Genomic DNA, 26,824 nt, shown 5'->3' with positions numbered 1-26,824 from the left:
AAATGGGGGAAGCAAGCAGTGAAAACGGCGCAGAACAGATGGGTTTTCATCATAGATGTTGCCATGTTCGGGCTGATGCTGGCGATCGCCTTTTATGTGTTTAATCGTACAGGCTACAGCGGTTTGAAAACCGTGGTCGCGATAGGTATTGGAATCGGCGTGCTTGTATACATATTGCGCAATCTGGTGTCCGTTGTACCCGTGGCCAAGCCAAAGGCGCAACGTCAGCGGATTGCCAAGCTAGTGTTGATTGATGAAGAGGGCGAGTCCATTAAAGAATGGTATATCGAAGGCGAAACGTCGCTCTTAATTGGTAAAACAACGTCGCGTTCGGAGGCGGATATTGATTTGGTAGGTACAGATTATGCCTCCCTGGTAAGTGTGGAGCATGCGGTACTCAACCGGGTGAACAGCGACTGGTTTGTGGAGGATGTGGATTCCGGTAATGGTACAGGCTTGCGGTCTGCCAACGAAAGTGTAACCAAGAAGTTGGAAAGCGGTGAGCCATACCGGATTTACTCAGGTGATTTATTATATATTGCCAATACGAGACTGCTCGTTAAATAGATGAGGATGCTGCAAAATCCTCAGATCGCTGAAAAGACAATCATGACAATGGGGGAAGGAACCGACTATGAGTTTGACAAGATGCCCGAACGGACACATGTTCAGTACACGAAAGCACGGAAATACGTGTCCTTATTGCAACACGGTAGTAAATGTAGCTGCACCCAAGAGCGCAGAGCCAGTGGCGAAAACAAACGTCGCAGGAGATAACGACAAAACAATGCCGTATTTGGGCGAGACGGTGGGCATTCATCCAGTAACCGGATGGCTGGTATGCATCGAAGGAGCACAGGTGGGTCAGGATTATCGCATTATGGCGGAGAAAAACTTTATCGGGCGCGCAGAGGAAATGCATGTCCGCATTATCGGGGACAACACGATTTCCCGTAGAAATCATGCGGTTATTGTGTATGATCCGAAGAAACGTAACTTTTACTTGTTGCCAGGCGATTCATCAGGTTTGGCGTACCACAATAACGAGGCGGTATATTCACCAGCAGAGCTGGCTGCCTATGACGTGATTCAGCTGGGACACAGCAAATTTATCTTTATCCCGCTGTGTGGCGCCCATTTTGAGTGGGATAACGAAAACTAGGACGGAATTGGGCAATGGTGCAGGGAGGTAACGATATGCAGCCTTATTTTGTTGTAAGTGGAGCTGCGGTACTATTCGCTGTTCTGCTTATGATCCGTATACGACTGACGCGAAGTTCCGGCAGCCGTATCATGAGTGGAATTGAGATCGGAAATGGTCAAACGATCGGGAGCCGGAGCGAGCAGGATGATTATTTCGCCAGTATGACGACACCTGTCGGTACGCTGGCTGTTGTCGCAGACGGTATCAGTGGGCTGGCCAATGGGCGTATGTCCAGTACCTTGGCTGTGACGACTTTTACGAAGGCGTTTGCCAAGCTGGAAGATGCAACGAATTTGAACGGATATTTTGCAGAGGCGGCAACTCAAAGTAATCGCGGCATTTTGCAAAATTTGAATGGACAGGGCGGAGGTACGACGCTGGCTGCGGTCATTGTGTGCGGCTATCAGCTGTATTACGGAGCGGTGGGCGACAGCTTGATTACGATTTACCGCAATGGTCATTTCCAAACAGTCAATTCCAAGCATACAGCAGAAACACTGCTGGAGGAACGAGTGCTTGCTGGACAAATGACCTCGGAGGAAGCCAAAACGAGTCCAGTGCGCAATCAACTGGTCAACTACTTGGGCTATGAGGGCTTTGAGAGTATGGAACTGGGTAATACACCGATTCGTCTGTATTCAGGGGATCATGTGCTGCTGTGCAGCGATGGCATTCAGGAGGCGCTGACGGAGATTGAATTGGAAGAGATTATGCGCAAGAGTGGAACACCGCAGGAAACAGCGGATGCCATGATCGACGCCATTAATGATAAAGGCTTTAAAAGTCAGGATAATGCGACAGTACTTATTTTGGCGATAGGATGAAACAAGAAAGACGGGGGTAGCGATGCGCAAGGACAACAGCGATTTTAGTACCGCCTTTGTGTCGGAAGCGGGCTCTTACATAGACAACCGGGACTATTTTGCATTCATGGAGACGGACGACATGGCCTGTTATGTCCTCGCAGACGGTCTGGATTCGGATCAGGAGCTGCGCAGCGCAGAAATGGTTGTCAAAACGGTGCTGGAAAACTTCATGGAGAAGCCTTCCATGTCCAAACGGCGCTTGATGAGAGATCTGCGTGAAGCGCAGGAATGGCTGCAATTTGAAAGCCGTCGCGTTCGGCTTAAAGCCAGTCTGCTGATGGTAGTGACCAACTATAACAAAATGGTGTATGTTTCGTGCGGTAATGTGCGGCTATATCATTTTCGCAATGGAAGGCTTAATTTTCGCAGTAAGGATCATAGTCTGGCTCAGTCATTGGCAGATGATGGACGCATTCCAGACGAAGCGACCAGCACACATGAGGAACGAGGTAATCTGCTGGAATACTTGGGAAATCCGAATGGAGTTCATGCCCATTACGCCAAAAAGACCCAGCTTGCAGATGGAGATGTAATCCTGCTTGCCACCTCAGGGATGTGGGAGGACGTCGAGCTGGCGGAAATGCTGGGGGCGCTGGAGGAAGCGAAGGACCCGGTCATGCTGACGGACACCTTGGAAGAGGTTCTGCTAAGCAAACAGCACCGGACGGTGAATAATTACACGGCTGCGGCCATTTATGTAAATAAAGTTTTTCAGGAAAAGCCTAAAAACCGCCGCAAGTTGATCAAACGGATTTTGATTGCGTTGCTTGTCTTTATTGTTGTGGGCGGGGGAGCATGGATTACGCTGGCTCGTATGGCTGCGAATAAGGCAGCTGCACTGGAAACGATGATCGAATCAGCCCAAGCCGCAGATGATTATGCAAGGACAGGAGATTATGCGAAGGCGCTCAAGTCCTACAGCGAAGCGAAAAACGCGGCGGTTAAAATTAACGATAAGATTCATAAGCGACTGTATACAGCCGAGCAGAAACTATCTCAATTGCTGGTGGACGGAGACGGCTACGTGGAAAAGGCGGACTTTACCAAAGCTGAAGCCAGCTACGAGAAAGCACGGAAAAGCGCCGGGCTATATCCACCGTTTAATGTGAAGGATATTGAGCATAAAATCGACCAATTGGACAGCTATGCCGAGACAGCGAGCTGGATGAAGGACGGAGATTTAAAATTTCAGGGCGGCGATTACACGAATGCGCTTAAGCTATACAAGAAAGCAAACAAGGCTGCGATGGAATCCGGTTATACGTCCGCGCAAAAAGAACTGGAGAAGAAAATTACCGAGGCCAACGATAAATTGACAGCTATTCAGCAGCAGCTCAAGGAGATTCAAGCTGGCAAACTTCAGGCCAAAGGGGATCGGATGATGAAGGATCTCGATTATGAAGGAGCCATTGATGCCTATAGCGGGGCACAGGAAATTTATCAGGAGATCGATAAGCTCGAAAGTGTTCTGGCATTGGAGCGGAGCATTGCCAAGGCGGAGGAAAAGCAGAGCGCGGAACAGCAGAAAAATGGTCAGCTTCCTGCTGGATTGGGATTGTCTGATGGAGCATTGAACGACACGGACGCAGGGGACACAGCGGGTGGAGCTTTATCTTCCGCTGCTGCAACCCCTGCTGCAGAATCGCAAACGAAGGCTGCGCCAACGGCTTCAGCGGGAACCACACCCGCGAAGAAGGAAGCCACTTCGGCTGCAAAGAGCATGGGTACAGGCGATGGAACTGCCCCTTCGGCCAAGGTGGATACCAACAAAGAGCAAGGAACTGCTGATTCCGCTTCTAAAACAGCAGGGGCGTCTGATTCAGAGAACCAAGATCGGGCTGCTGCGAACGGAGGTTAAGTTTTTCATGTTCAATGAATGCTGGAGCCGGAAAGGAGTGAGACGTCGTGAAAGAGCTGGTACAGGACCGTTTGAGCAAGATGGACGATTTAGAGCAGAGACGTTTACTGAAAAATATGATGGCGGGGGTATTTATGAACCTCGTCGAATATCAGGAAGAAATGACCCGCCAGCTAGAACGGCGGGTATTTGAGGAAATTGAGAATACGGAAGAAAAGATTGATGTGTACGTGTCATTGACATCGCGTGAGGACTATGACCCGATTCATGAATTTTTATATCCTGTGTTACCGTCTGATACGGAGGAAAAACAGATGGACATCAGCCGTGTGGCAGAGGTGGTACGCGAAGGCGGTGCGATGCCGTTGTTTACGCTTTTTCTTGAGATGGAGACCGAACGTATCTCAGCGCTGGTGCGCAGCAAGCGTATTTTCTCAGGAATGTTGGTCACGGAAACTGGCAATTATCCGATTCGTTTTCGTCTGGAGCATAACCGTTCTTATATTTTGGAAATTGAGCAGTTATATCACACGTTTATGCAAAATGGTATGCCGTGGAAAACAATTAATCATCCGTACGCTTATAAGTTTGTGGACTGTGTATTGATTGGTGGAGACGGCGAGCCGGCCGCCCATGAAGAAATTCATGAAATTACAATTTCATTGGAGGAATTCGACGTTTTTAAGAAGGGCGACGTTTTTCCGCTTTGGAACATTGAAAGGCTATCTCTAAAGAACAGCGGTTTTCCTATACCCGCTATGGATCGTGTGAACTATGAGCATGTGCTGCCTTTGCGAAAAACAGGTCCTGAGCATGGTTATTTGATTGACGGGACTGAAGGCGATATCCGGTATATCAAGCGTACAGAAGAGGAACTGACGATTGTCACACCACGTGATAAGTCTGGCGAATGGAATGTGTTGAAGGTTACGAAGCCTGTTACAACGAGACTTAGTCGTCAGACTTATCCGTTATTGTCTAATCGGCGACAGGACAGCTTTTTGGGCCGCTATGCAGGAAAACAGGCCGTGATTGTCCGTGCCAAAGCGGAAATCATGCGCATCGTAAACTCGTTTGAAGCAGCGCAAGGGCTGGAGCTGGAACGTGTGGACATCTGGGGAGGTGCAGGGAGAAATGATGTAAGCAACCTTGTAACCAAAACCCAGACGTATCCGTTAAATCCGTTTGTCAGCGATAACGTACGGACAGAGGAAGGCAAGCAGATCATGCGTTTGGGGTTCAGACGTGGTTCTGACGATGTTTCGCCAACCGCGCCTGCTTATATTTTATCCGATTTAATGAGCTTTTTGGTATCGGAAGTGCAGATGTATTTTCCAGAGTACAAGTGTGAAGGAGAATGGGTGTGAATTACGTCTGGGATTTGCTCATGCGCGCGAGGGAACAGGGGCTGGATGTAGATAAATTCCGCTTCGTACCCGCTGTCAGCTACTCTCCGTATATGGAGCTTAGTCTGGCAGAGTTGAATACTTCCCATTTGGAGCAGGTAGTGGAAATCAATCCGTACTACCGCTTTTATTCTATTTTTCGGGATCTGTTTCCACCGGATGCTGAAGAGTATCTGGAGCTGAGAGAATCGCTATTTGATATTATGATGCATTTTCTGGCGGAAATGGACTTGTATCAAGGGATGAATCGGCGGGAGTACCATATCCAGTTTGTTCGGCGTGATATTGCAGAGGGCATTTTTGGCCTGAAGGTAAAGGAAGGCTTTGGACAATTAAACCGTGAGGATCAGGACGCGATTGCTGAAGGACTGCTGCGCCTGTATGAGACGGGAGAAGCCGTACATCTGCTAAAAGAAACGATGCGGCGCGTCTTTCATCGCTCAATCATTTACACCAATTGTGAGGAAAAAGACGAATTACTCATCTATATCGGCCAAGAGGAGACGCCATTGTCACGGATTAAAGTGGATTTGATTCTGGATTTGTTTCTTCCGGCACGTTTTACGACGGAATTGTATTGGACAAGTCATTTCGGCATTTTAGAGGAAGATCCTACGATGAAAATAGACGCTATCGCCCTCTATTAAGGCTAAATGGCTAAGAAAGGACATGTGAACGATGAACGGACCCTATACATACAGGTTGCTAGACCCGCTCACCGATCGAAAAAGCATACGCTTCACGGCGAAATACACGCGGGCGGAATTGGAGCAAATGACGACCTTTCAGTTACGTGGGATATGCGATAAGGAACGACTGGTCGAGGGATTTGCCAATCGCCTGGCACGTGAAGAATTGATTCGCGTGATTTTGCGATTTCGGAGTGCGGAAGAGCATTTACTCATCACAAGGCCGAACCCTGGCGGTTTTGAACGCATGGAATCGGCACTACAGCGAAACTGGAACGACCGTCGGCAGGAGAGCAGCGGTATCCGGGTTCCCGCCAAAATCACACTGTATCAGGGTGTACGCACAGGTCGCATGGACAACTACCGGATTGAATCCGATTTGCCTTGGCTGAGCTCATCTAATGTGCTTCTGGTGAATGCGACAGGAGAACTGTGCGGTGTTTTGAATTTGGTGAAGGATGAGGGACGAACAGGCGTATATTATCTTTCTCGTCATCGTGATGCTGAACTGCGAGAGACGTCTAATCATAGTTATAGCCTATTATTTCTGCGAAGACAGGAATCAGAATATTTTTATAACCTCTACTATGGAGATAAGCCAATGCTGCCGCTGAAGCTTCAAGGTCACCGGGTTCCGGTGGCAGAGCTGATCATTCGGGGCACGGAAACTACAGATGCGGTACTTGCGATTGATTTTGGCACCTCGAACACCACAGCAGGTGCTTATTTGGATAGCTCCTACGTTACGGCTCCTGATACAGGTATGAGCAGCACGGTAAGGCTGAACGCCATCAATTATGTGTCATTCCCCGGCCCAGAAGGGGCAGAAGGCGACTGGATCGAAGTATTGCCGACTGCTATTCGTGTCGCAGACTGCTCCAATCCAGAACATATCCTTTATGTATTTGGGGAGGATGCACTACGTGGATCTGACGTGGCAGGCAGCCGTGCGACAGTATTGCGAGGGATCAAGCGGTGGGTCAACGATTATAAGCGAATCGAGGAATTAATGGATTCCGAGGGGAATACAGCAACCGCTTCCCGCAGTGATATTTTAGCTGCTTTTATCCGTTATGTGATTGCTACAGCCGAGCAGCAATTTAAGTGTCGGTTCCGCAACCTGCACTTTTCTGCTCCGGTCAAGCTGCAGCCCCAGTTTATAGAGATGTTTAGTGATATTTTGCCTGATTACCAGATTGAAGCGGAGGATGCGCTGGACGAAGGGCTGGCTGTACTGTACAACACGCTGGCAGACCAGATGGAACGAGGGACTTTTGCGGACGGTGAGGAGTATCAGGCACTTGTCATTGATTGTGGTGGAGGCACGACAGATTTGTCTTCCTGCCGATTCCGAATTGAGGACGGACGTATTGCTTACAAGCTGGATATTCACACAACGTATGAAAATGGGGATACCAATTTTGGTGGAAACAATCTGACGTATCGGATTATGCAGTTTATGAAAATTGTATTTGCAGGTTATTATGCTGCCGAGACTCGTTTGCCTGACACCGATATTGATGCCCTGATCGGCATTCCTTCGGGAGATTTGTACCGTCATGTGGATGAGTTTGGTGTAGATGCTGTATATGCGGGACTGGAGGAACGCTACCGAGAGGCAGAGGCCATCTTGCCTACCGCGTTCAAACAGTATGAGCATGCTACACGGGATGAATATCAGCGGGTACTGAGTAATTTTCATCTATTGTGGAGCGCGGCAGAAAATATGAAAAAGGAATTTTTTCTACGCACGGGGATCTTGCGCAGCCGCTTCGAATCCGAGCAGGTATTATCTGCTGAAAGCGACCTGAACATTGCAGTGATGGACCGTTGGCTGGTTTCAGTCATCGAGAACGGACGGTTTCGTGATGAATATGGTCTGCCTGATGTGGTGTTTAACATTCGGGAGATACAGCAACTTCTTAAGGCGGACATCTACAATATTGTGCGCAAGTTTCTGGATGAGTTTTATCTGGAGGGGCGCTTGCAGGATTATTCGATTATCAAGCTAACCGGGCAGTCCTGCCGGATTGACGTATTTCGCGAAGCACTCAAGGAATTTGTACCAGGGCGCAGTATTGAGTTTCGTCAAAAGGCAGAGGACCTCAGCCGGGTACCTGAGTTGAAAATGGCCTGTCTGCGCGGGGCTATCCGTTACCTGAACGCTAAAAAAATGGGCACGATTGAGCCTGTTATTACCAATCATATTCCGGCTATTCCGTACACGGTCAGCGCATGGACGCATACGGGACGCGAGAAGGAGCTGATTGCGAGTTTGGAAAGCAACCGGGTACGCGGTTCTATTTCCCGGCCGTCTCATGCGGCTGAGGTAGAGTTCTTCCTGACGGCCGACGGCGGCAAGCTGCGTCAGCGTCATGTGTACCGTAGTCGGCCAGAAGCTTTTGAACCCATGCCGTATGAGGAAATTGCCGTGCTGTACGGGCGGGATATCCCGCAGGATGATACGGACTCCATCCGTAATGGGGAAACGAAATATTTTGTTTTTGTCGGAGATAGCCGCTGGGGCTTTTATGTAGTCCCGATTACCCGCCGAGATGAATTGCTGCATCTGGGACCCAAACGCTTTTTTGCTTTCGAAAATGATCTCTCCGAGCTGGATTTCTTTGACGGCACGAAATAGTAAATTAAGAATTTCGCAAAATGCTGAAATCAGAAAAGTACACACCACTTGGAGGGGATAACGTGCTGTATGCAGGTTTTTGGAAGCGAACTTTGGCTTATATCATTGATAGCCTTATTTTAGGATTTGTATTTATGATTATTGGATTGATCTGGGGTGTAATTCAGCTTTTTGGGAACTGGGCGCCATCTCCGGCAGAAACCTCTATGCTGACAGACGGGTCGACTGCTATTTTCACCATGCAATTATTGGGGCAAACTCTGATGAATTTGGGGGCTTCATGGCTGTATTTTGCGATCATGGAATCGTCCAAATGCAGAGCTACGGTGGGCAAGCTGGCTCTTGGTATCGTTGTAGTAGATGAATTTAACCAAAAGCTGAGCTTTGGACGTGCGAGTGTCCGCTACTGGAGTAAAATTTTATCGAGTATCATTTTGTGGATCGGTTTTATCATGGTAGGCTTTACGGCTAGAAAACAGGCTCTTCACGATCTGATCGCCCGTACCTATGTTGTGGACAAACGCGAGCTGGACTATATCCTTCGTGAGCAGGCTCAACGCGGAGCCGGGATGTAAAGGTAGATAAATAGATTCTAAGATCATAATGAACCGTAGTCTTCAAACAGGGGGAGCAAGATGGATATACGCAGATTTTTAGAAAAGAATATTCGCCTATTTACTGGATTACTTGGAGTAAGTAAAGCTCAACCCATCGATGATGCAGTTCCTGTTCCACCTCCTGCGCCCGGTGTGAATCGGCTATCTGTTCCCCTAAATAAAGAAGAATAGAGAAAGGAGGAGAGCACCATGTTAACGCATATTGTTCCGAAGTTTGAGAAGGGCCGTATTCTAAAAACCGAGATGCTGGAGAACCTGCGAGACTACCCACGCAGTTTTCTGGATATCCGGTATCAGGATTTTTCGGATGGTATTATCACCGGAATGAACGTAACTGTCGAGGAGAACACGCTGACCATTGGTAGAGGCATCGTGAAGCACAAGGATAGACTATACCTGCTGGAGCAGGAGCAGGAAGTGCCGTATGCGGCTACAGGCCGGCTATCGGTGTTGAAGTTGCTCTTTTTGGAACAAACAGATCGCCCGGATTTCACAGCCCATCATGCAGATATCGTGCTGGAGGATGAGGCAGAGATCGGTCTGGATAAGATGGAGCTGGGCCGATTCAAGCTCAAAGATGGAGCCGTGCTTCGCTCGGATTATCAGGATTTTGCCGACATGGCAACCGAATTCAATACATGGAGTGATATCCATGCTCCTTTTGCGGGTTTGAAGCAGAGTACATTGCGGCCAGAGACGATGCGCTACTTCGCATCCGAGCTGCTTAAAAGTGGTGCCACAGATCCGATGGATTGTATGTTTGCGCTCATATGCCTGAACTCAGAAGCCGTAGACAGAGATTCCATTCAGCATTACATTGCAAACCGAAATGGTGCGGAATACAGAGATTATTCTCATGCTCAGTTGCATAGACAGCTAGTTCTTATTCTAGAAGGCGCCGGACGTGGAAAACGAACAGCAGGCCGTTGGCAGGGCGGCGGAGCCGGACGGATGATTGTGGATTAGAAAATCAGGTAGAGGAGTGTGCATTATGAAATATTTGGACGAGGAAATTGCCAAGCTGGAAAAAAAGCAACGGAATCAACAGATTCCAAATGAACCTCCTGTTAACTCTGCGATGAATGATATAGAGCACGAAGAAGAGCAGCAGTGGAGGGGTGAAGATATCATTAATGGAGTAAAGGGAGGGAGTTTGGACAATGATGCCATTCAATTGGAATTTGGAAGGTTGAATGTAATGAAGACAAGTTTAAGTATAAACTTCCCAACAGATTTCTTTGTCTGCACCCTTGAAACTGATGAGCATATGGTTTTTAGCAATGACGAACATGAAATTAACGTTATTTTTAATTGGATAGAGGCAAAAGAAAAATTTTCTATGAAGCATATGAAAGATTCCATGCTTCAACAATTTCATGCGATGGAGATGCCGATCAGTTGGGTCGAGGATGGTACGGTTAATCATGGCCTATTTGAGCCTCATTATTGTCTGTTCACCAATAACGTGGCTAATGGAGTCGTGTTCAATTATTTATGCTTTGTAGAAAAAGGCAACCATCAGCTCATTATTAATGTAAACGGTAGTGATCGGCAACGAAACTTATGGAAGTGGATTACCGAAGGTATGATTTCATCACTGGAGGTGGACAGCAAATGAGTACGTCTATTCTTGCTTATGACAACGTCAAAATAAGTCCTTTTGAGCAGGTGAAGTTAAAAGAGTTAAAAATTATTCATCAAGTGAATGAACACGGCAAGCTTTCCTTTACCGGTACGATCACCGAAGAACAAAAGGATAACTATGTTCACTCCATTCAAGCTCAGACACCAGTGGAAGTATACCAGGTTTTGGATGGCGGTGGACGGAAAGAGCTGTTTTGCGGATTAATTAGCATAATGGAAATTCAGAAAGTGCTTGATGTGTATTACCTCAAAGTGGAGGCCTATACCTACTCTTATTTATTGGATATGCAAATTAAAACCAGATCATATCAGAATGCATCAGTTACCTATTCACGTCTGGTTAAAGAAGTTGGTAGGGGATATGACGATTATGATGTTAAATATTCCGCTGACCGTGATGAGAGTATTGGAAATTTTGTTCTTCAATATCACGAAACAGACTGGACCTTTTTAAAACGGATGGCTGCCCGTGTGAACACGGTGCTAATGCCAGTGGGCAAATTTAAAAGCATAAAAACATTCTTTGGCATTCCTGATGATGAAGCAACTGAACGCCTGGAAAACTTTAATTATACCGTCAAAAAGAATTTGTCAGAATATTTGGTGCATTCCAAAAACTATCAGACAGACATTCATGAGACGGATTTTGTGTATTACGAGATTGAAACATATAAAATATTTAACCTGGGCGATGCTATTCGTTTTCAAGATAGGCCATATTTTATCCAGAAAAGTATATCAACGATGGAAAAGGGACTGCTCGTTCACCGCTATACGGTGGCAAGTCGCTTAGGCATTAATCGTGCCAAACCTTATAACGAACGGATACGTGGTGCTTCCATAGGGGGAAGGGTACTGGCGATCAAACGGGATACAGTAAAAGTTCACTTAGAAATTGATAATCATCAGGATGAAGGAACTGCATATTGGTTTCCATATTCAACAGTGTATGCCTCAGAGGACGGAAGCGGTTGGTATTGTATGCCGGAAAAGGGAGACAGCGTACGAGTGAATTTACCGAGCCAATGGGAAGATGCGGCTTTTGCCCTCAGTTCAGTCAATTCGTACTCGGAGGATTCTGCCCAGCGCGGAAGCACTTCCGGTGGGGGAGGAAGTACATCGGGGGCAAGTAGCAATTCTTCAGGTGATCGAATGTCTGATCCGAATGTACGATATTTCCGAAATCCAGCAGGGATGGAAGTTAAGCTCACGCCAGATCATGTGGAGATTTCAGCTAACGGGGGACAGGCGCTTGTTAAGCTGGAGGCTAGTGGTGCAGTTACAATCATTGGACAAAAAGAAGTATCGCTGCATTCTAAAGAAAACGTAAAAATCAGAGCTGAAAAGACATTGATGATGACCGCGACAGATGAAATTGTAATTGAAAGTGATAAGGGTGGAAAGATCACTCTGGATCAGTCGGGAAATGCTAAACTTGCGGGTACTGAAGTGTTCACAAACTAATTTTCTCGTCAGCCTGAATTAGCAAGGGAGGTCAATATGAACGATGAAACGTCAGGAAGCTTTATTACATTTAAGAGAAAATAGTGTCCTGAAATATCGTGTAGAGCAGATTGCGGCTTTGCATGAATATTTGATAATTAATCGTGATGAACTTGCGAGGCAAATTCTTTCTGTTTTTAAGGATAGTTGTATACAAGTTCTAAACCTGCAGAAGAAATGTGATAAAGGAAAGATTCAGCATATACATTTTACTTTTTTCAGACATCGCGTGATTAATCATGATGCAAGCTGTCGGATATATTTTTATGATCATCAAGGCTATATGGACTCGGTAGAATGCGCGAAGGAATTTAATGCAAACTGGGTATTTAAATTTCTGGATATCTTTGAACGTCAGCTTACACAAGATAGTAAAAAGTATGTCAATAAAATTTATTCTGCAGATATATCTCAAATAAAGAGAGAAGAAGCATCGTTTTATGTAAACTACATGGCTAACTTGATAAGACATGTCATGAAAGATGCAGTAGAGACAGATGAGTTTTTAGCGTTAGGCAAGGACAGCGAGGTGTATATTCGTGTGGGTGAGTATAAGGATTTTAATGAGCTTGTGTATAAATTTGACTCTAAAGAGCAGCAAAGTGCTGAAGTTAGAAGCAGGCTGGACCCTAATGAAAATGATCAATATGCACACGAAAGTTTTAAGAATGTAGACCTCAGTCACATGTATTTCAAGTTAGTTAACTTATGCTACAGCCATTTTTCCAAAACTTCATTGGTAGGGAGCTATTTGGTAGGGTGCCCTCTCATCGGTGCAGATTTCCGTAGTGCTAATCTACAAGAGACCAGCTTGGATTACAGCTTAATCCATGGTGCGGATTTTAGAGGGGCCAATTTATGTAAAGCTCAACTAGAAGAGGTTCAGGGAAGTTTTGTTGTGCCCACAGAAAAGGAATTTCATATTCCCCCGTTTATGGAAACGAACTTTGCTGAAGCCAATTTAGAAGATGCGAGTTTCAAGGGAGCGGACTTGAGGGGTGCTAATTTTAGAGGGGCTTTGTTAAAACAGACGGATTTTTCCCAGGCCAATCTGGAAGGTGCATCGTTCTATCTGAAAGATATTCAATTGTTGAAGTTAACTGATCAGCAGCTTGATGGCATACAAGTATTTTCTAATGACTGATGTTCGCACTATTACTAGACAATGAATGGGTGTGTCAAGGAGGGAAATATGGAGTACTTTATCATTTCACAGGATAAAAGTCTTGAGGATCATCTGATCACATTCGAAGGACTAATAGCTGCCAACTCTACGTTGGAGGTAACAACGGATCAAGCAGACTCGATTAAAGACCTGACGGTTGTATTCGTAAATGGTGATGAAAACCGTGTTTGTCCGGATTTCATTGAACGTCCAGTACTACTCGTATCCGACGCGCTAAAAAAAGTGATCTCTATGTATGACGAACATGTGATTTTTAAGTGTGCTGTATTAACAAATATAAAAATGGAAACACAGAGCACCTACTGGTTGATGCTTGTCGACAGATTGGACTGTTTATCAGATCAAACTGTTTTTGATAAGGCAGGAAGAATACAACAAATTGTTATTGATTCGGAGAAGACACGTAGACATGCTGCTTTTCGCATTAAAGGTATTGATGAGACGATGCTTGTGATCAACCTAGACATAACTGAGAGCATATTAAGGAGAGATTTGTTTGGCATGAAAATAGAGAAGGTAGAAACTTACAATAGGAGGCTGTCGCTATGAGTGGAGACCAGAGTTTTGTAGTGCACGGTGCATTTGCATTTTGTGATCAGGGATCAAGACCAGCGAGAATCATCGTGCCTGCGAGTCATGGGGAATACATACATGAACAGCCTCAACTGAATATTCATGACTTTTTTCCTGAGCAGAATGTTCGTCCCTTTGGAGTGTGCAAGAGTCTCAGTAACCCGGCAGTACAAGCTGAAATGAAAAAGGTGGAAGAAGCCGTCAAGGCCCCTAAACAGGATGTTGGCTGGTTTAAATCATTATTTATGAAAGAAGAAGATATTCCTCTCGAGCAGCTCCCTCCACCAGAATGTGTGGCTATGTGTACTCCTAAAATAGTAAGACCTTGGGATTTTGGAAAAGAGGATGTCAAAGTGGGCCCGGCGGATGCGATGTTAAGCAGTTGCTGTAACTCTTGCTTGTTTGGTGGGAATATTTCCATTATTGATAATGGACAGCGCAAATAAGAATGCCAATGAAGAGAGGAGGCAAGTCGTTATGGAAACTTTTTATGCCGGCTTAATACTGGATTTTCCTTATAACATTCAGAGGATAGAAAAATTAAATTTTCTGCATAAAATGAATGAACATGCAGTTCTTCGTTTTAAAGCGATTATTCCTGATGCTCAAAGCGAAAGCCTGCAGAAAATGAGTGTTGATGATAAGGTTTCACTTTTTAAAGCTCACCCGATAAATGCTGAAAAGGAAAATCCACTATTTAGAGGGATGATCAAGCGAGCAGCCGTAAAGTATGTGCAGGGAGTTCATTTTTTAGAGGTTGAAGCTGTATCATTCACGTACCAGATGGATTTGGAGTGGAAGAAGCGATCGTTTCAAAACAAGCAAAAAACGTACGGGCAAATTGTAGACAACCTATTGGAAGATTACCCTGGAGCACATTGTTCAGATGAAACAATAGGGAATATTGAGACAGGGCAGTTACTACTACAATATGAAGAGACGGATTGGCAATTCATCAAGCGTATGGCCTCTCATTTAAATACTGTTGTGATCTCTGTTATGTCCGAAGAAACTCCGTCTCTTTTACTGGGCATACCAGAGGGGCAGGAAACTGGTAAGTTGGAAAATGACTCTTATACGATGCAAAGTCGTTTTGGATCAACAACCCAAATGGGATATGAGGCTAATCATACTTTGTTTAGTGTGGAGAGCAGAGTGGCATTAAGACTGGGAGCACAAGTTGATTTTCAACATAAACCGTATATTGTATGTGAAGTAGCAGCATCTGTTGTCAAAGGGGAACTGCTATATACATATACCTTAACTTCGCGAAGTACGATCAAAACCAATAAAATAATGAATACTGCTATACAGGGACTTTCTTTGGAGGGGCGGATCACACAGATATCCCGTAATCAAATCAAACTGCATTTGGATATTGACGCCACAAATGACGATGCAGGTACTTGCTGGTTCCCCTATTCCACAGGTATGGACAATCAAAGTGCCTACATGATGCCTAAGTCAGGCTCTCCAGTCAAGCTTCATTTCCCAACAGCTTTGGAAACAGGAGCTATTGCGGTAAGCTCCGTTCGAAGAGGGGCTGAACAAAGCAAATATAGTCAGAAATCTTCCGATCCTGTTATCAAGTCATTAACCAATGACTCAGATAAAGAAATGAAGCTAACTGGGCAGGATATTGTATTTGCGGCTAATAGTCAGGAAAGCATTAAGTTCCAGCTTACAGGTGACGGAAAGGTAGAAATCCTCTCCGATACGGATATGTGTGTTAAGGCGACCACGGATTTTAAAATTAATCTTGTTGGTGAATTACCAGCTCCAAAACAAATTCAATTGACAGCTGGCGAACTCGTTGCAATCTCCCGTAGCCCGGTTGAAGGAGTAAATCCTGAACAGGTGATCTGGATTGAAGACAAGACAAACGCTCAAGCCGCCACGATATATTATGAGGGAGAACCAGGTAAAGCACCAGCAGTACAATACGATGATAGTGCTCTAATTGCTCAGGATAAGCAGGTGATGGAACAGGTAAATAATAATGCGGCAGCTAAACGTCAAGCCCTCGTGAATAAGTTGGAGGCAGGCAAGCAAAAAGTAGGCTTTGGAAAAATAGCCATGATTATTGGAGCAGTGGCTGTGGGTGTTGCGGTAACTGTTTTAACAGCGGGTGCAGCTGCTCCTTTAGTTGTGGCTGCTGCCAGTGTCACACTCGCTGCAGGAGCTACAACAATGGTAGTCGCTGCCAGTGAGTCTAGTGAGGGACAGCAGGATATCGCCAAAGCGAGAGTAGGTGATCTCTCTCAATCGTATAACTTCATGCGAGATACCGTTCTGGGAGGAAATCAAGAGTTATATGATGTGGTTAAATATGGGGCCGTAACGGTTTCGGTGGCCGGAGTAGCGTTTCTCACTGGAGGTGCAAGTGCTCTCATTGTTCCTTCCATAGGTGGAGGAATTAATACAGGCATTACGGCTATATTTGATCCTAATGCCCATCCAGGCGAGACGCTCATTGGACACTATATGAACAGCTTTAGTAATGGATTTATCAGTGCAACTGTCGCCGGAAAATTTATGACAGGAGTAAAATGCGGTACAGGTGCTCTCAATATATATTCACGTCTTGTAGCAAGTGGAGTTGCAGCCGGAACGGTTCAAGACGTGATGAATACTGGACAAACAGATCTTAAATCTAACTTGACCCGAAGCCTTGTAGGAGGAGCATTTTCTTTTGCAGGTAATAACAAGATCAGCTCTTATCTATCCTCAGTGGTAGGCGATATGTCAGGTTCTATGGCGGATGATTACCGAAAGCATGGGAATGTCAAAGAGTCGCTAACGGTAGAGAATTTAAAAAAGTCTCTGATATCTAGTATAGGAAATCTTGTTACACGCGGAGATCCGATTGATGTTGTGAAGGGTAGATTTTATTTTACGGCTACAGATATGGTGGTTCAGGATATTGGTCAGATTGAGATGGTCCGAAGTTATACTTCCACTAACTCCATGACAGGCGGCACGGGGCGTGGTTTTACCTTTACTTACGAGAGCTCCATTCGGCGGATGGAAGATCATATCCTGGTCATATGCACGGATGGACATTATGAACATTTTATTGAGCAAGACGGTCAGTGGATTAATGAGATCGGAGGAAAACAGGATTACAACCTCTCGGAGGATTCTGTTACCAAAGAGTATCGCTTAACCGATAAAGAGCGTCGAACTTATATCTATGATCAGGATGGACGACTGCTGAAAATCAAGGATCGCTCTAACAATGAAACGTTGCTGGAATACGATGTGGAAGGATTGTGCAAGTTAACGACCCCGGGTGGTAAGGAGATCACCTTCACCTATTCAGGTGGCAAACTTTATAGCATCACTGATAATATAGGCAGAACAGTGAAGTACGAATATGAAGGAGATTTTCTGACTCGTGTAACGTATCCGAATGCGGGAGTGACGTCATATGTCTATGATGCTAAGGGAAGAATTGACGCAATCACGGACCAGAATGGGCATAGGTATGTCCGAAATCAATATGATCAACATGATCGGGTAATCAGGCAGTGGGATGCGGACGATCACGTTACGGATATTGAATACGATGAGGCGAAACGGAGAACTACTTTTACGTATCATGCCACAGGAGTCGTCGAGAATTTTGAATACAATACTGATGATCTGGTGACGGATACGATCTACAGTGATGGAACTCGTGAGTCTTTTACGTACGATGCGCATCAAAATAAATCAAGTCATACGGATACTATGGGTCACACCACAAAATGGGCATATAATATCTTTGGTAATCTTGCGGAAGAAATCCGTCCAGACGGAACTCGTACTGAGCGTCAATACGATCAGGATCAAAATCTGACTCAGATTGCTGTTAACGGCGTAACAGAGAAATGGTTCACGCATGATGCCATGGGAAGGCTGATCGAAGAGAAGACCAGTATTGCGGATGGAACGCATGCGGTCATTTCTTATATGTATGATCCGCAAGGACGGATATTGAGCAGCACGGATACACTCGGTCACACGACGGTTTATTCGTATGGAACAGATCATACAGATGCGCCGACTCAGGTGCAAGATGCAGAGGGCAATAAATACCTATATACATTTGATGATGCTGCGCGAATGATGAGCATTACCACGGCCTACGGAACGGTAGAGTTTGAATACAATCATTTGAATAAGCGTACACGCATCGTAGATGCTGAAGGCAACACTACATTAATGTTCTATGATAAGATGGGCAATTTGGTCAAAAAAGTGCTCCCTAACGATTATGTCGCCCGTATAGACAATGGCAAAGGCATCGAATATCGGTACGATGCGATGGATCGTCTGGTTCGGATGACGGATCTGGCTCAGAACGTATCCCGTACTCGGTATGACATTAACGGTAACATTTTAAAAGAGATTGAACCGAACTACTATAACCATGTTGAAGATGATGGACCTGGCACGGAGTATGAGTATGATCATCGGGGACGCAGGATCAAGGTAAGGTATCCAGATAGTGGCATCGCTCGCATGAAATACGATGCGAACGGAAATATGATCAAAATGATCTTACCAGAACATTATGATCCGATTATGGACGATGGACCTGGCACCGAGTATGTATATGATGTCATGAATCGCTTGGTTCAGATCACCGATGCAGAGGGCCATGTCAGTCGCCGGTTCGTGTATGATCATGCAGGGCGTGTAACGAAAGCAATAGATGGCAAGGGTTATGCTAGTGAAACAAACGACAGTGAACGTTTCGGCACACTCTATGTATATAATACGGCAGGCTGGCTAATTGAAAAGCGCGAACCTGTGGAGGAATCCGATCAAGTCTTGTATCGTCTGACCTTGTACCGTTATGACCAAGCCGGAAACCTGCTGGAAGAGAAACGGACTCAGGAGTATGTCAGCGAAACGGATTATGCGGAGACCTATCAAAGTGTTCGTTACAGCTATGACCGGAATCATCGGGTGATCGCCATTGCGGATGATACTGGAGCGGAAATTCACTATACGTACGATTGTCTGAACCAGAAAACGTCGGAAAGACAGAAACTGAACGAGCAAAAGGATCGGTTGATCCGCTACGAATATAACAAAACCGGATGGTTGCAACGGCACGTAGAAGTGCTGAATGCTAATGATCTGACCGATCGTGTACCGGGCTTGGTAAATGCAGTTACATCTTACGGATATGACCGTAACGGCAATGTGGTCGAGATCGTGACCCCGGAAGGATATCAAACTGAGATTAGCTACGATGCCGTTGATCGAATGGTTCAGATCAGTCGCCGGGAGAGTACAGATGCCCGGACCAGCAGCGTCTATTTGAAATATGACCGCACGGGTAACGTGATAGAAGAGACAGATACGAATGGCAGTAAGGTAACCTATACGTATGACCCGGTGAATCGGCGTATCCGCATGATCGGAAAACGCGGGGGTACCACGCGTCTGTTCTATGACAAGACGGGGAATATCGTGAAGCAAGTCACGCCGAATCAGTATGATCCGGCTATCGATGACGGTCCGGGAATGACCTTCACCTATGACCGCCTGAACCGGTTAATTGAAGTGGCTAATCCGTATGGTCAGATCATGGAGCGAAGCCGATATAATGAGTTTGGTGAACTGGTCAGCAAAATGGATGGCGGTGTTGGAGTCGAATATACGTACACTCTTGGTGGCCGAGTGAAGCAAGTGATGACACCAGCCAAGGCAGGACAAGGCATCGTAAAGCAAGAATATATATACGATGCGGCAGGTAACATTACAGGCATTCGGGATGGTGAAGGCCATCTGACCCGGCATATTGTAGACGGCTGGGGTAAGATCACGGCTCTCCACAAAGCGGACGGTAGCACGGAGCATTACCGCTACGACTATGCGGGGAATATCGTCAGCTCGACGGACGGAAACGGTCAAACGACGCAGTATGACTACAATAGCTTGGGTAAGCTGTCTGCTATATTAGACCCGGACAAGCAGAAGATGCTGTACCAGTATGACACTGAAGGCCGCTTGGCCCGCCAAACGGACCGTAACGGCAAAGTCATTGAGTATGCATATAACTTCAATGACCAGTTGCTCAAGCGTCGTGAAATGTCGAGTGGTGTGGAAGAGTCCTATATGTACCGGGAAGACGGCCTGCTGCAAACAGCGGCAAACGAGCATACGCGATATGATTATACGTACAATGAAGATGGTTTGCTGACGGGCAAATATATGAGCAGCAGCGGAAATATGAGTGCAGCGTTTGCCAACCTGATGAGTAACAACGCGGCAGAAGATCGTGGGTCAGGTCATAAAATACTGGCTTATGAGTATGATGCGGAAGGCAACCCGATTGCTCAGACTGATGCGGGGGGCCGGACCACGGAATACCGCTATGATTTGGTTGGGCGTGTCTCCGAGATCCGACAGGATCAAGAACTGCTGGCGAAGTATGGATACGTATACGGCAACCGTGTGGCTTCCATTTTGTATGGTAACGGCATTGAGATGGCATACGACTATGATGCAGATGGAAATGTCTCGAAGCTGCAAGCGCAATCGCCGGACGGAAGTCCGCTCCTACAGCACCGTTATGAATATGATAACAACGGTCACCAGATCGCCCGGGACGAAAACGGAAAACGAACGAAGTATCGCTATGATGCCATAGGGCAACTGGTAGAAGCAGAATACCCAGGATGGGGAACGGAACGTTTATCCTATGATGCCGTAGGGAATCGGTTAAGTCGGATGTGGAACGACCACAAAGCGAGCTATACGTACGATTCACGGAACCGTCTGCTGTCGGTTTTGGAAGAGGCGCTGGGTGAGGGTTCGAATCAAGAAGCGGGATCGCGAGGGCAGCAGACGCGTTACGAATATGATGCGCAGGGGAACCTGCTGCGAGAGCGAAGCGGACAGGAAAGTATCTCATATGCCTACGATGCCTTTAACCGAACGGTAAAGGCAGAGAAGTCGGATGGCAGCTATATCCGTCATCTATATGATCCGGAAGGACTTCGTAATGGCGTAGAAGAGAATGGCACGCATCGTCGATTTGTGTATGACGGCTGGTATATGGTGAACGAGCTGGATGAGGAAGCCCGAGTCCAGGCCTCATTTGTGCGCGGACATGAGTGGTTGGCCCGGGTGGACGAGGTAGGGAATCCGTCTTATTATGTAAATAACACACACGGGGATGTCCTGCATCTGACCGACCGTAAGGGCAGGGTACAGAACAGCTACGCATACGATGCGTTCGGGAATACACTGTCGATGGCAGAGCAGATCGAAAACCGCTTCCGCTATGCGGGAGAGGCGTGGGAGAGTGTAACGCAGCAGTATTATCTGCGAGCGCGTTTCTACAATCCGGCCATTGCCCGCTTTACCCAGGAAGATACGTATCGCGGGGATGGACTGAATCTCTATGCGTATGTAGGGAACAACCCGATTCACTACGTGGACCCGAGCGGGTACATGAAGTGTGATGACAAAGGGAATGTTCATGAGGGGACGGGTGAAGTTAAATCAGAAGTATATTATAGAACAATGTCGGAAAAACATTATAAAAGATTGGAAAAAACAAATATAATGCCTGGTACAGGTGAAACTTTTATTTCACCTACTAAGGAATATGCAGCACTGTACGAAGGAGTACTAGTAAGGTTTGAACTTGATCCTGGTACTACGGCAAAATTAGAGGAAATAGGTTTGAAAAACGATTCTCCAATTACAAATGTTAGGTATCCAGAAATGAAAGATATCAGTAGTGTCTCTAAATGGAATGAGAAATATGCACACTTTAAAGGGGAGGGTCTCTCTGGTAAAAAAGGGATAGGAAAACCCCAAGTAAATATAGGCCTAGGAAAAGGAACTGCATTGGGTATTTTTAATGATCATATTACTAGTTTTGAAAGGACAGAAAAATGAATCAAGAACTAAGAATAATAATAAAAAAACTTATTGGCGGTGAAATAACAGATCTAGAATTTTTGGATTTGTTCAAGGGAAGTATAGAAATAACTAGCTACTTTGACAAACTGTTAGAAGTTATTTGTAGAGAAAAAAATAAAGATGATCTAGGATTAATATTTTATATAGGATTTACATTTGATTTGTTTGATGAAAGACATTTGGAAATGTTAAACCAGTTAATTACTGAAGCTTGGCATAAGGCACATGAGGATATTGCTGGCTTGCTTCAATACTTTAAATCAAATTCATCGGTAGAAAGTCTTTATAAAGCAGCAATAACTAAATTTGAGTATCTTCATTACACAAATGCCCTTGCCGTAAAATGTATCTGGGCTTTAGGTGATATTACTACGCCAGAGTCTAAAGAGAAATTAGAACTCTTAAGTAAATCAAAGGAAAAAGAAATTAAAAAGAATGCTTTACACCAATTAAAAAGAATCTCTATAAAAAAGTAGTATAAAATAGTTTACCAAAGTGAACACATTTATGAAATATTCGAAAAGCGACAGGTGATTTAGTTACTTGTCGCTTTTTTAAATTTACAATCCAATTTTAGTAAGGAAAGAGACACCAAAAGTAGATATAACCGCAAATAATACCAGTTACAATAAAAATTGCATCACCTACTAATCGACCTGCAGATTACAGGGCGGCAAACACAGAAGCTAAATTGAATAAGGATTCGGATCCACCAGTACCGGCACCTGATAAAGCACCTGAAGGTTATATATGGCATCATCATGAAGATGGAACAACAATGATTCTTGTTGAAAAAGATATTCATAGGGAGTTTACTCATTCTGGGGAGTATCTTAAAGTAAACGGGAAGAATCGACAACAAGGAGGAGAGCCAGTGGGCAAATACAGACCTTACAGATTACCTTAATGGAATTGCATCATGGGTTGAGGATAGATACGAACTAATTGAAGAGTCAAAAAAAGAGTTCTCGGAAAATATAAATTGGAATTCGATAGCTACTATTTTATTTGTAGGAAGTAGATACGAGTAATTGTTTTTCTTTAGACGGATTGTAATATGAAGTACGACCCTTGCTCCGAAAATAAAAAGGGCCCGTGGCCCGATTCATGTAAAATGAAGCTGCCGCACACCATACACAAGGAGAATCATACTATGAGCTATCACATCTTAGCATAGTTGAACGCAGCAAGCTTGAAATCCTTATCAGGATGGAGTGCACGATAGCCCCATGAAATCAAACGTCATCATTCGACCGTGATTCGGGAGATTCGCCTTATTCAGATGGAGGGAGTTATACGGCAGAATCCTCTGAGCTGGCTTATCAACATCAGCGAAAAACCTCAGCACCCGGTGGGAAATGAACGAAAGGTCCTGCTAGAGAATAGAGGGAAAATACCGTTGGATCTATGTTGGACGTATAGCTCAGAGGCTCATCTAGGGTACTTCGACACAAAGAGAAGTGTCACAAACCTGTAAAGAAGCGAGGACAATTCTTGGTAGGTAAGTCGATTCAGCAACGTCCGAAAGAGGTTCGTTCCCGTGAGATGTGGGGTCACTGGGAACTCGATACGGTGGTATCCAGCCGCGGAAAAAGCAAAGCCTGTCTAGACTCTGTTGAACGGAAAACGCTACTGTACACCGCTATAAAGATGCCTGACCGAACTGCTCTTTCCATGGAAATCGCCTTCGGAGTCGGAGTCGCTGCACCCCAATTCCCTCTTGGGACGTTTCAAGCGGCTACCGTGGGCCGCGGTAAGGAGTTTGCTTGTTACGCGTCTTTAGAGTCCGTTTACAACCTGGAGGTCTATTTTGCGGATTTGTATCTTTTCTAGCAACGGAGTTCGAATGAGAACGGGAACGGGCTCCTGCATGAGTTTTCCCTAAGGGTAAAGACTTTGCTGAAGTCACAGAGGAAGAACTGACTATGTTTTAAACCTGGTTAATAACTGCCTCTCAGAAATATCTAGGGTGGAAAACCGCTCACGAAACATTCACAGAAGCTTTGTCGCACTTCGCTTGACAATCCGTTATAATTATAAATCTTAAGACTTATTCCACTCGAAATATGAGTAGGAATAAGTCTTTTTTGTACGACCAAACGACGCAGTATGACTACAACAGCTTGGACAAGCTGTCTGCTATACAAGACCCGGGCCAGCAGAAGATGCTGTACCAGTATGACACCGAAGGCCGCTTGGCCCGCCAAACAGACCGCAACGGCAAAGTCATAGAGTATGCATATAACTTCAATGACCAGTTGATCAAGCGGCGTGAAATGTCGAGTGGTATGGAAGAATCCTACATGTACCGGGAAGACGGTCTGCTGCAAACGGCGACAAACGAGCATACGCGATATGATTATACGTACAATGAAGATGGTTTGCTGACGGGCAAATATTATGAGCAGCAGCGGAAATATGAGTGCAGCGTTTGCCAACCTGATGAGTAACAACGCGGCAGAAGATCGTGGGTCAGGTCGTAAAATACTGGCTTATGAGTATGATGCGGAAGGCAACCGGATTGCTCAGACCGATGCGGGGGGCCGGACCGGAATACCGCTATGATTTGGTTGGGCGTGTCTCCGAGATCCGACAGGATCAAGAACTGCTGGCGAAGTATGGATACGTACACGGCAACCGTGTGGCTTCCATTGACAGAGGCTCCAATAAGACAACGCGGTCAAAAATTTGAGATGCCGGGTAGAAGTATTCCGATAACTCCTGGCCCTAAAAATCTCGAAATAATAGACATAGTCACACTTCCGGAGTAGTAATTGAAAGGAGCAAATTAATGGAAAAATCAATACTTCATGCAGTAGAAGTACCTTGGCAAATAAGCCCGTCTCACGATTTTATAGAATTTATAGGAGAGGAATCAGAAGTTAAAACAAAATTTTTAATTAATTATAACGCTAAAATAAGGGAGCGTGAAATTAAACATTTATGTAGACAGTATGGTAACGAAGAGAAAATACCAGATGAGATTTGGAATAGGGTTGGAAATGCAATTATAGAGATTAATTTTGCTCAGGTTCACTTTTTTAGCAAAACTGTATCACAGCAAGAATATGGACTGTTAGATTCAGAGAAATTTGATTTAAGTCAAATAGCAAATTTAGATGATGATCTGTGGAATGAAACAAATATTTGTCCTGATCCTAGCTTTTATGAAGTAATAAACTCAAATTTGAAAAGTAGATTAGGTATTGATTCTTTAAGTGTAAGACATTGGTTAATTTTAGGCCATGATGTTTTTTTTGATATATTAGCGCCATCATTTAACTGGGAAGTAGTTTAGTGAAGCAATTTATTCAATGTTTTATAATTAAATTTAAACCAATTAAGTTGATTGATTCTAAATAAAAAAATTAAAATAGCAAAACACCTTTTTATATAGTGATGATTGTTCTACACTGTCATTTCACTAAAAAAGGGTGTTTTTCTTCTTTACAAATAGCGATTTATCCTATCATATCATGTAATTGAGTGGAATTTCTTTCTGCTGAATATGTCGGCAAACGAGCATACACGATACGATTATGTGTGAAGATGGTTTGGTGAATAGCAAATAATATTAGGTTAATAATAGTTGAAATATAAGCGTAGTATTTAGTAACAAAACTGCAGGAAATCGTAGGTCAGGCTGTAAAAATCCTAGCTTACGAATATGATACGCAAGGCCGAGCGACGGCTCAGACCATGCAGGAGACCGGACTATAGAATACAACTGATCTGGTCGGACGAGTGTCTGTAATCTTTAGGCTCAGGAGCTACTGGAGAAGTACGGATACGGCATGGTAACCGTATAGCTTCCGTTCTATACGGCAACGGTATTGAGATGGCATATGATTTGATGCAGACGGAAATGTCACGAAGCTGTAAACTCAATGGCCGGACGGAAGTTCGTTCCTACATCATCGTTATGAATATTGATAACAACGGTCACCAGATCGACCATAACGAGGAAATGGAAAAGAGCTCGGAGAAAGTATCCATGGGCAAACATCAAGAAACTTATGGGAAGGTTATAGAAGATGCTTTTAAGATATTACTTGCTAAATTGTATTCTAAAGAATAGTGGGTGGAGTTTTGTTAATATAGAATTTGAATCATCATTTAACCAATTCAAAATCAAGAACCTAAAAACTTTTGAAGAAATGTGCAATCTTGTCTTGCCAAATTATTATAAAGAAAATTAATGTATCGTAACGGAGGTAAGACTGTTCGAAGAAGATTTGAAACAAAAGATCAGAAAATAACATCGTCTATTATGTTATTTCTACACTTAGTAAAGAAACGGAGAGTAATCTAGTATACTACTATAAAAAATATAATGGTGGCAAAATAATCCCTTCTAACTTTATTCCTATTGGAATAGATCCTGCAGATAGTCTTATATGTCTTTCTGTTAATGAGGAGGATCAAGGAATAGTTTATTTCGTGATATGGATTATTTCGAAGAGGACAATGAGTTGAAACCCGAATTCATTAAACTAGTATCTTCAAGTTTTAGTGAGGTTGTAAATTCACTCTTCCAGCCAGATTGATTCCAAAATATAGTAATCTCCTAATATGGAAACAGGACTCTCTAAAGTCCAAAAGTCCGCTTTAGGGGATCTATTTTTTACTCTGGCTGCTCTCTTGGGGTGTGGCGGGGGCAGGTGGAGCAATTTCAACGGCGGCTCCGATAACATTCACAACACGG

The 26,824-nt window shown here is 44.7% G+C and carries 23 protein-coding genes and 1 pseudogene; all 24 read left to right on the top strand.

Annotation, left to right across the window (positions count from 1 at the left end):
- Positions 1-18 precede the first annotated feature (18 nt).
- A complete protein-coding gene (locus ACYCSE_RS02220; protein WP_023989858.1) occupies positions 19-567 on the top strand; it encodes an FHA domain-containing protein in 549 nt (182 codons plus the stop codon).
- Positions 568-634: 67 nt separating this feature from the next.
- Positions 635-1,162, top strand: a complete 528-nt coding sequence (locus ACYCSE_RS02215; protein WP_069290165.1) for an FHA domain-containing protein — start codon at positions 635-637, stop codon at positions 1,160-1,162.
- A 35-nt stretch (positions 1,163-1,197) separates the two neighbouring features.
- Complete coding sequence (locus tag ACYCSE_RS02210) at positions 1,198-2,028, top strand: PP2C family protein-serine/threonine phosphatase (protein WP_459701161.1); 831 nt, start codon at positions 1,198-1,200, stop codon at positions 2,026-2,028.
- 22 nt (positions 2,029-2,050) lie between these two features.
- On the top strand, positions 2,051-3,928 hold the full coding sequence (locus ACYCSE_RS02205; protein WP_459701159.1) for a serine/threonine protein phosphatase: 1,878 nt from the start codon (positions 2,051-2,053) through the stop codon (positions 3,926-3,928).
- 47 nt (positions 3,929-3,975) lie between these two features.
- Positions 3,976-5,295 carry a hypothetical protein gene (locus tag ACYCSE_RS02200; RefSeq protein ID WP_039272928.1) on the top strand — a complete coding sequence of 440 codons (1,320 nt, stop codon included), beginning with the start codon at positions 3,976-3,978 and terminating at the stop codon, positions 5,293-5,295.
- Positions 5,292-5,981 carry an iron-dependent peroxidase gene (locus ACYCSE_RS02195; RefSeq protein WP_254328717.1) on the top strand — a complete coding sequence of 230 codons (690 nt, stop codon included), beginning with the start codon at positions 5,292-5,294 and terminating at the stop codon, positions 5,979-5,981. Before ACYCSE_RS02200 ends, ACYCSE_RS02195 begins: the two co-directional genes overlap by 4 nt.
- Positions 5,982-6,012: 31 nt before the next feature.
- Complete coding sequence (locus ACYCSE_RS02190) at positions 6,013-8,664, top strand: Hsp70 family protein (RefSeq protein WP_061828706.1); 2,652 nt, start codon at positions 6,013-6,015, stop codon at positions 8,662-8,664.
- Between the two features lie 62 nt (positions 8,665-8,726).
- The gene (locus ACYCSE_RS02185; protein WP_459702466.1) at positions 8,727-9,239 is read left to right on the top strand and encodes an RDD family protein; all 513 of its coding nucleotides are present in this window, start codon (positions 8,727-8,729) and stop codon (positions 9,237-9,239) included.
- 60 nt (positions 9,240-9,299) lie between these two features.
- On the top strand, positions 9,300-9,452 hold the full coding sequence (locus tag ACYCSE_RS02180) for a hypothetical protein (RefSeq protein ID WP_023989850.1): 153 nt from the start codon (positions 9,300-9,302) through the stop codon (positions 9,450-9,452).
- An 18-nt stretch (positions 9,453-9,470) separates the two neighbouring features.
- Positions 9,471-10,247 (top strand): DNA and RNA helicase, encoded by a 777-nt coding sequence (locus ACYCSE_RS02175; RefSeq protein ID WP_459701155.1) that lies wholly within the window; start codon positions 9,471-9,473, stop codon positions 10,245-10,247.
- Positions 10,248-10,272: 25 nt separating this feature from the next.
- The gene (locus ACYCSE_RS02170) at positions 10,273-10,899 is read left to right on the top strand and encodes a hypothetical protein (protein ID WP_459701153.1); all 627 of its coding nucleotides are present in this window, start codon (positions 10,273-10,275) and stop codon (positions 10,897-10,899) included.
- Positions 10,896-12,389 carry a phage baseplate assembly protein V gene (locus ACYCSE_RS02165; protein ID WP_459701152.1) on the top strand — a complete coding sequence of 498 codons (1,494 nt, stop codon included), beginning with the start codon at positions 10,896-10,898 and terminating at the stop codon, positions 12,387-12,389. Before ACYCSE_RS02170 ends, ACYCSE_RS02165 begins: the two co-directional genes overlap by 4 nt.
- 43 nt (positions 12,390-12,432) lie before the next feature.
- Positions 12,433-13,572 carry a pentapeptide repeat-containing protein gene (locus ACYCSE_RS02160; protein ID WP_459701151.1) on the top strand — a complete coding sequence of 380 codons (1,140 nt, stop codon included), beginning with the start codon at positions 12,433-12,435 and terminating at the stop codon, positions 13,570-13,572.
- A 48-nt stretch (positions 13,573-13,620) separates the two neighbouring features.
- The gene (locus ACYCSE_RS02155) at positions 13,621-14,163 is read left to right on the top strand and encodes a hypothetical protein (protein ID WP_459701149.1); all 543 of its coding nucleotides are present in this window, start codon (positions 13,621-13,623) and stop codon (positions 14,161-14,163) included.
- Positions 14,160-14,633, top strand: a complete 474-nt coding sequence (locus tag ACYCSE_RS02150) for a DUF4280 domain-containing protein (RefSeq protein ID WP_025720806.1) — start codon at positions 14,160-14,162, stop codon at positions 14,631-14,633. The genes ACYCSE_RS02155 and ACYCSE_RS02150 overlap by 4 nt, the downstream gene beginning before the upstream one ends.
- Positions 14,634-14,664: 31 nt before the next feature.
- On the top strand, positions 14,665-22,095 hold the full coding sequence (locus ACYCSE_RS02145) for an RHS repeat-associated core domain-containing protein (protein ID WP_459701147.1): 7,431 nt from the start codon (positions 14,665-14,667) through the stop codon (positions 22,093-22,095).
- A complete protein-coding gene (locus ACYCSE_RS02140; protein WP_322162211.1) occupies positions 22,092-22,595 on the top strand; it encodes a hypothetical protein in 504 nt (167 codons plus the stop codon). The genes ACYCSE_RS02145 and ACYCSE_RS02140 overlap by 4 nt, the downstream gene beginning before the upstream one ends.
- Before the next feature lie 215 nt (positions 22,596-22,810).
- Complete coding sequence (locus ACYCSE_RS02135; protein WP_416145802.1) at positions 22,811-23,026, top strand: HNH endonuclease; 216 nt, start codon at positions 22,811-22,813, stop codon at positions 23,024-23,026.
- Positions 22,971-23,150 (top strand): DUF7660 family protein, encoded by a 180-nt coding sequence (locus ACYCSE_RS02130; protein ID WP_459702465.1) that lies wholly within the window; start codon positions 22,971-22,973, stop codon positions 23,148-23,150. Before ACYCSE_RS02135 ends, ACYCSE_RS02130 begins: the two co-directional genes overlap by 56 nt.
- Before the next feature lie 178 nt (positions 23,151-23,328).
- Positions 23,329-24,140, top strand: a pseudogene (locus ACYCSE_RS02125) (IS30 family transposase).
- A gap of 66 nt (positions 24,141-24,206) precedes the next feature.
- Positions 24,207-24,569 (top strand): hypothetical protein, encoded by a 363-nt coding sequence (locus tag ACYCSE_RS02120; protein ID WP_459701144.1) that lies wholly within the window; start codon positions 24,207-24,209, stop codon positions 24,567-24,569.
- Positions 24,570-24,586: 17 nt separating this feature from the next.
- Positions 24,587-24,811: a hypothetical protein gene (locus ACYCSE_RS02115; RefSeq protein WP_459701142.1), complete on the top strand. Its 225-nt coding sequence runs from the start codon at positions 24,587-24,589 to the stop codon at positions 24,809-24,811.
- 99 nt (positions 24,812-24,910) lie between these two features.
- Positions 24,911-25,417: a hypothetical protein gene (locus ACYCSE_RS02110; protein WP_220025791.1), complete on the top strand. Its 507-nt coding sequence runs from the start codon at positions 24,911-24,913 to the stop codon at positions 25,415-25,417.
- A gap of 552 nt (positions 25,418-25,969) precedes the next feature.
- Positions 25,970-26,197, top strand: coding sequence for a hypothetical protein (locus ACYCSE_RS02105; RefSeq protein WP_459701139.1), 228 nt, complete (start codon positions 25,970-25,972; stop codon positions 26,195-26,197).
- The last annotated feature ends 627 nt before the right edge of the window (positions 26,198-26,824 follow it).

The sequence above is a fragment of the Paenibacillus sp. SEL1 genome, from assembly GCF_054602535.1.
The sequence above is the reverse complement of the archived record's forward strand: the minus strand, read 5'-3'. Positions and strand labels throughout refer to the sequence as shown.